3 protein-coding genes are annotated in these 6457 nt (G+C 65.8%); all 3 read left to right on the top strand.

Going from position 1 to position 6457, the window contains the following annotated elements:
- Nucleotides 1-288: 288 nt before the first annotated feature.
- On the top strand, nt 289-1578 hold the full coding sequence (locus NFU08_RS20720; RefSeq protein ID WP_251425945.1) for an ISL3 family transposase: 1290 nt from the start codon (nt 289-291) through the stop codon (nt 1576-1578).
- 309 nt (nt 1579-1887) lie between these two features.
- Complete coding sequence (locus NFU08_RS20715) at nt 1888-2895, top strand: LacI family DNA-binding transcriptional regulator (protein WP_251425941.1); 1008 nt, start codon at nt 1888-1890, stop codon at nt 2893-2895.
- 90 nt (nt 2896-2985) lie between these two features.
- Entirely contained in the window at nt 2986-6018 is a 3033-nt protein-coding gene (locus NFU08_RS20710) for a glycoside hydrolase family 2 TIM barrel-domain containing protein (protein WP_251425939.1), read from the top strand.
- Nucleotides 6019-6457 lie beyond the last annotated feature (439 nt).

The following is a 6457-nucleotide window of genomic DNA, read 5'->3' as shown; positions in this document are numbered from 1 at the left end:
ACCCACAGCGCCGATGGTACTGCACCCGGGAGGGTGTGGGAGAGTAGGTCACCGCCGGACACACATTAAAAGGGTCGAGGCCCCAACCACCACGGTTGGGGCCTCCCACATTTAAACCCCCACCACACAAACTGGCCCGGCACCGCTCACAGCCACCACCAGGGCGCCCCCGTACAGGGCTCTTCGTGTTTGGTGGGGAATTGATTCCGTGTCGTAGCTGAAAAAGGGGCCCGTGGCCCTGCTGGGATGAGTGTGTCTAGCATTCAACCAGGGACAGGACCACGAGCCTTGAATGAGCCTACCGGGGCGGCGCCTGACGCTGCCACCAGCATCTTCAACCTGCCTGACTACCGTGTCATCTCCGCCAGTGTGCTGGGCGATGGCCGGCGCCGGGTCATTGTCGAAACCGACCAGCCACCGGGCTGCCCGACCTGCGGTGTCGTGGCGTCCCGGCGGAAAGAGCGGCGGTTCCAGCGGATCCGGGACATCCCCGTCGCCGGGGCCGTGGAGGTCCTCTGGTGCAAGTACCGCTGGTACTGCGAGGAGCGGGCCTGCGCGCGGCTGTCGTTCTTCGAATCCACCACCCAGGTGCCGCGCCGTGCCCGTTCCACCGGCCGGCTCCGCGACCATGTCGTTGACGCGGTGATCCGGTCCGGCCGTGCCGTCTCGGAGACGGCTGCGGCGTTCGGGATCTCGTGGTGGACCGTCCGGGCGGCGTTGAATGAGGCCTGCCTGCTCACCCTGCCCGATGTGGATGAGCTCAGCCCGCGGATGCTGGGCATCGACGAGCACCGGTTCCGGTCCGTGCGGTTCTTCCGCGACCCTGGATCCAGCTCGTGGGTCCGGCATGAGCCGTGGATGACAACCATCGTGGATCTGGACTCCGGCCAGGTCCTGGGCGTCGTTGATGGCCGGGACCACAAGGGTGTCGGAGACTGGCTCTTCGCCCGCCCGCTGGCCTGGCGTCTGGGAGTGCAGGTCGTCGCGATCGATCCGTCGGCAGCGTTCCGGAAAGCCTTGCGGATGTGGCTTCCACGCACCGCCGTCGCCGTCGATCATTTCCATCTGGTATCTCTCGGCAACCAGGCCATGACCGAGGCCCGGCAGAATCTGTCCCAACAGGTCAAGGGCCGCCGCGGACGCGGCGTCGACAAGGCCTGGGCGCACCGGATGCTGCTCCTGCGTGCCGGCGACACCCTGACTGGGAACGCGGCACACCGTCTGGCGGAGGTCTTCGCCGCCGACGACCCGACCGGCAAGCTCGAGGCGGTCTGGAAGGTCAAGGAACAGCTGCGGATACTGCTCCGCACGAGCTCCCTCGCCGACGCCGCCGCGAAAGAGGACCTCAAAGCCCTGGTCGAGGCCGCCGCGCGGCCCGAGACGAACAAGCTCTACCGGACCGTCAGCCGGTGGTGGAAAGAGATTGAAGTCCTCATCGTCACCGGCGCCACCACGGGGAAGGTCGAGGCCAACAACACCGGGATCAAACACATCAAACGCACCGCCCGCGGCTACCGCAACCCCGGCAATTACAAATCGGTTATTCTCATGAGAAGTGCCGTCCGGACGGCGGCATGACACTCATCCGGGAATCCCTTTCCCCACTAACCGTGAAGAGCCCCGTACAGGCCCCCGGCACACCCCACATCAAGTGAGAGAGCATCCCGGCACACCCCACATCAAGTGAGAGAGCATCCCGGGAAACCCCGCATCAAGTGAGAGAGCATCCCGGGAAACCCCACATCAAGTGAGAGAGCATCCCGGGACACCCCGCATCGAGTGAGCGAGCGTCCCGGGAAACCCCACATCGAGTGAGAGAGCGTCCCAGGGGAGGCCTGGAAGCAGGTCCAGGGCGTCCTGCGTCGGCATCAGCCTAGACTTGTAGCCGTGACCTCGAGTTCAAGCAGCCCCCAGGTTCGCCGAGCGACCATCCTGGACGTGGCGGCCGCGGCGGGGGTTTCCCGGCAAACCGTTACCCGTGCCATGAACGACATGCCCGGAATCAGTGCGTCCACGCGTGAGCGCGTCCAGCAGTTGGCGGCAGAACTTGGGTATTCGCCCAGCCGGTTCGCCAAAGGCCTGGTCCAAGGCGCCCGGACATCGCTGGGACTCGCGATTCCTGATCTGACCAACCCCTACTTTCCGGCCTTTGCCTCCAGCGTGGTTGAAGAGGCCACGCAGCGGGGCTGGAACGTGGTGGTCGACGATTTTGGCCATGGGAGCGGAAGCGGGCTGGACGCCGTTGCCCGGCTGGGTCCGCAGGTTGACGCGCTCGTGGGCTATCTGGGCGCCAGCTCAACTGAGGCCCAGGCCATGATGGGCCGCCGGCCAGTGGTTGTCCTCGATTTTCCGTCAGGGCAGGCTGCCGGCCTCATTTCCTTCGACTACGCGTACGCGGCACAACTGGCCCTGGAACGGCTGAAGTCCGCACGGTGCCGGCGCATCGCCTACCTGGATGCGGACTTGGAGGGGCCTGCCACCACCCGCGGGTTGGCTGTCGCCGCAGCGGCCGCAGATGCCGGCCTCGAGCTGACGCTCCGCCGGTCAGCCGACTCCGCCTCCGCAGCCCGGGAAGCCGTCCGGTCCATGCTCGAGCACGACGGCAGGATTGACGGGCTCCTTGTGTTCAACGACCTCATGGCGGCAGGGGCACTTAAGGCCTTGCACGACGCCGGCCGCAGGGTTCCGGAGGATTGCGCCGTGATCGGTATGGACGGCATCCCTCTTGGGGAGCTGGTGACGCCGGAGCTGACCACTCTCTCACTTGACCTGCGGGCGGTAGGACGGGCCGCCGTCGACCTCGTGGACAATCTGATCTCCGGCAGGCTCCAGGCTGGAAGCCCGGACAGCGAGCTGGTCCTCAAGCACCAGCTCGTGCTTCGCCAGTCGGCCTGACCCCTACTCAAACCACGGAATAGAAGCTAGGCTTGCATGCAGCACGTGAACGTTCACGTAAGTACCAGACTCCCCGAAGCAAGGAAGCCCATGTCTGTCGAAACACCGTCCGCGCCGGCGGGCAGCAGCCCGCACACCGCTCCCGGCCCAGCCGGCCGGAGCCTGGAGCTTGGCGCCGCGGATATCCAGGATCTCGAATCCCTTGAGCCGGGCCGGGGCGCGCTGCCTGCGCGCGCTTACCTGCACAGCGACGCCCCTCGGCTGTCGCTGAACGGCGAGTGGCAGTTCCGGCTCAGCCCCGGAATTCGGGCAGCGCCCGATGATGGCTGGCAGCTGGGTGCGGCGCTGAACGGGTTCGAGAACCTGCCGGTGCCGTCCAGTTGGCCCATGCACGGACATGGCTCACCGGCCTACACGAACGTCCAGTTCCCCTTTGCGGTGGAACCGCCGCACGTTCAGGAGGCCAACCCCATCGGCGACCATCTGGTGGTTTTTGAGGCCGGACCCGAGTTCTTTCCGCAGGCCCTGCTGCGGTTCGACGGCATCGAGTCCGCCGGAACAGTCTGGCTGAACGGAGTGGAACTCGGAACCACCCGTGGAAGCAGGCTCGCCCACGAATTCGACGTATCAGGGATCCTGGTGCAGGGGGAAAACACCCTGGCTGTCCGCGTCGCCCAGTTCTCGGCCGCCAGCTACGTCGAGGACCAGGACATGTGGTGGCTCCCCGGCATTTTCCGGGACGTCACATTGCAGGCCAGGCCCGATGCCGGCATTGACGATGTCTTCGTCCACTCCGGCTACGACCACATCACAGGCGAAGGCATCCTCAAGGTGGAGGTGACCCGGGGCGGACAGGCGACTGACGCCGTCGTCCGCGTTCCGGAACTGGGCCTTGACCTGCCCGCCGGCACCGAGGTGCGCGTCCCCGCCGTCGAACCCTGGTCCGCGGAGGTGCCGCGCCTCTACGAGGCGGCCGTCAGCGCCGCCGGTGAGTCCGTGGCACTGCAGATCGGCTTCCGCAGCATCGCCATCGAGGACGCTCAGTTCAAGGTCAACGGGCGGCGGATCCTGCTGCGCGGCGTCAACCGCCACGAGCACCATCCACGCCTTGGCCGGGTGGTTCCCCGCGATGTGGTGGAGGCGGAGCTGCGGCTCATGAAGCAGCACAACATCAACGCAATCCGGACGTCGCACTACCCGCCCCATCCGGAGTTCCTTGCCCTGGCTGACCAGCTTGGCTTCTACGTTGTGCTCGAATGCGACCTGGAAACGCACGGTTTTGAGAGCGCCGGCTGGGCCCAGAACCCCAGTGATGACCCCCAGTGGGAAGCGGCACTTGTAGACCGCATGCGACGCACGGTTGAGCGCGACAAGAACCATCCGGCGGTGATTATGTGGTCGCTTGGCAACGAGGCCGGCACGGGAAGGAACCTCGCGGCCATGTCGCGGTGGACCAAAGACCGGGATCCGTCCCGCCCTGTCCACTACGAAGGAGACTGGTCCTCGGCGCACGTTGACGTCTACTCGCGGATGTACGCAAGCCATGCCGAGACGGCCCTGATCGGGCAGGGAATCGAGCCTGCCCTGGACGACCCCGCCTTGGACGCCCGGCGCCGGGCCATGCCCTTTGTCCTCTGCGAATATGTCCATGCCATGGGTAACGGCCCTGGTGGAATGAGCGAGTACCAGGATCTTTTCGAGAAGTACCCGCGCCTGATGGGAGGCTTCGTGTGGGAGTGGCTGGAGCATGGCATCACGGTGCCGACCGCCGATGGTGTTGAGCATTACGGCTACGGCGGCGACTTCGGTGAGGAAGTTCACGACGGCAACTTTGTCACCGACGGGCTTGTTGATGCTGACCGCAGGCCCCGGCCCGGGCTGCTGGACTTCAAGAAGGTGATAGAGCCGCTACGCATCGACGTCGCCCGCGACTGGACCGGCTTCACCCTCCGCAACGGCCAGGACTTCGCGGACACCTCCGCGTTCAGCTTCCGCTACGAAGTAGAGGCCGACGGCGGCGCGCTCGACGGCGGGACGGTGGACGTTGCGCCCGTTGCGCCTCAGTCCGAAACAGTTGTGGAGCTGCCTGGCAGCGTCGCGGCTTTCGCCGCAGGGCTGTCCGACGGCAGGCCCGCAGTGCTCACCGTTCGTGCGGTCCTCGGCGCTGATTCGGCCTGGGCGGATGCGGGACACGAGGTGGCGTGGGGGCAGGCGGTTCGGGAGCCGGCCGCTCCCGTTTCGCCGGCGCCTGTTGAACCCGTCCAGGTGCAGGACAGCGAACTCACGCTCGGGCCGGTTGTCTTCAGCAGAGCCACCGGCATGCCTACCTCGATTGGCGGTGTCCCGGTGGAGAAGCTGGGACTGACCCTGTGGTGGGCTCCTACCGATAACGATCTTGGCCGGGAATGGGGCGGCGCCGACGAGCGGCCGCTGGCCACTCAGTGGAAGGATGCCGGACTCGACCGGCTCCACACCCGGCTGCTGGGCATCTCGGCGGGCCCCGGGCAGGACGGAGGAGAATGCCTGACTGTCCGCACGCGCGTGAGCGCAGCCGACAAACAGTACGGCGTGCTTGTGGACTACACCTGGAGCAGCGACGGGGAAACAGTGGGGCTCCGGACCCAGGTGCGGCGTGATGGCACATGGGTCAACCGCGGCTTTGAGGTCGAATGGGCGCGGATAGGGCTGGAATTTGTCCTGTGTGAGGAGACGGATTCGGTGAGCTGGTTCGGCCAGGGCCCCCACCAGAGCTACCCGGACACCGGGCAGGGGACGCGGGCAGGCTGGTTTTCCCTGCCCCTGGCGGAAATGGATGTGGAGTACGTGCGGCCGCAGGAATGCGGTGCCCGGTCAGGCTCACGGGCCGCTGCACTGCACCTTGGCGGCCGGACGCTTGAGATCTGCGGTGATCCCTTTGCCCTGACAGTGAGGCCCTACAGCCAGGATGTGTTGGACCCAGCGGCCCACCGCCCGGACCTGAAGGCCGACGACCGTACCTACCTGTACGTGGACCACGCGCTGCGGGGGGTGGGGACGGCCGCCTGCGGCCCCGGTGTGCTGGAGCAATACCGCCTCACGCCGCGGGACGCCGACTTTTCGCTGACCCTGAAAGTGCGCAGCTGAGGAGCGCACAACATGTGAGCCAGTCCATACCGCGAAGTGATGGCGCGTAGGCCGGCCAGGACACGCCGTGTGCCCCCAAAAACCCCTACATTGCGAGGTTTTTGGGGGCATGCTGCTCTCCTGCCGCCGGATTTGCGGACCGGCTTGGGGACGTGTATTGTTTTCTGAGTCGCCGCCGCTGAAGCGGAAAAATAGCGGCCAAACTCCCTTACAAACAGCCTGAAAATGGTTCGCCTGCTGGCGCGCCGGATGCGGGTGGGGCCGGTTGAGAGCAGCGTGAATCGCGAAAATGCCGATTTGCAAAGCTCCTCGAAACCGGGTAAGTTTGAGAAGTTGCTCCGGAGCGATCCACGGTGTTTGTTTGCTGGTGGTGGTGCCGGGTGTGTCTGTTGTTTGAGAACTCAATAGTGTGCCAAGTTTGTTGATACCAATTGTTTTA

The organism is Pseudarthrobacter sp. NCCP-2145, from assembly GCF_023708005.1.
Lineage (GTDB): Bacteria > Actinomycetota > Actinomycetes > Actinomycetales > Micrococcaceae > Arthrobacter > Arthrobacter oxydans.
The sequence above is the reverse complement of the archived record's forward strand: the minus strand, read 5'-3'. Positions and strand labels throughout refer to the sequence as shown.